1 protein-coding gene is annotated in these 515 nt (G+C 46.6%); it reads left to right on the top strand.

The genetic code is table 11. The features are described from left to right. Positions 1 to 201: 201 nt before the first annotated feature. The coding region (locus JS756_RS39005; protein ID WP_240204884.1) for a hypothetical protein at positions 202 to 515 on the top strand (314 nt) is incomplete at its 3' end.

The following is a 515-nucleotide window of genomic DNA, read 5'->3' as shown; positions in this document are numbered from 1 at the left end:
CCAAGAACCGTTGCATCGGGAACTAATTTTGAACACAGGGACCAAGACTGCTTGGGTATGATCTTGAACTACTCAGTGACTATGTGCAAAGGAAAAGGGCCACGAAATTGGTTCTGGCATTCCGGGACAGCGAGGCTTTTGACCCTAATCTATTAACGGATCTTCTATCGTTACTGAGGTGAGAACCCTCACCCCCGAATCATGACGGACCAGGTGCTAATTCCTTTTAGCTCATGGCTCGACCGAATACCATTTACCCTGATGTTTGGAATCTCAACATCGATTGAACTTTTCGAAGGAAGGCTTCCAAGATCTAGTGTTGCTCTGCTTAGGGGTAAATACTTTGAGCTTCACGAATCGAGCAACTGTGTCGACCGTATATATGACAGATTGCAAGCTGAACCGGACGGGGAGTTTTGGCTAGGACGCAATATCACCGGTGTTTTATTTGAACGATCGAGCGACTACTTCAATACCCCAGAAGCGTTTAGTCGAACAGTAAAGGTATGCCGAGC

This window comes from Streptomyces actuosus, assembly GCF_016921115.1.
GTDB classification, from domain to species: domain Bacteria; phylum Actinomycetota; class Actinomycetes; order Streptomycetales; family Streptomycetaceae; genus Streptomyces; species Streptomyces actuosus_A.
This window is presented reverse-complemented; position numbering and strand designations above follow the sequence as displayed.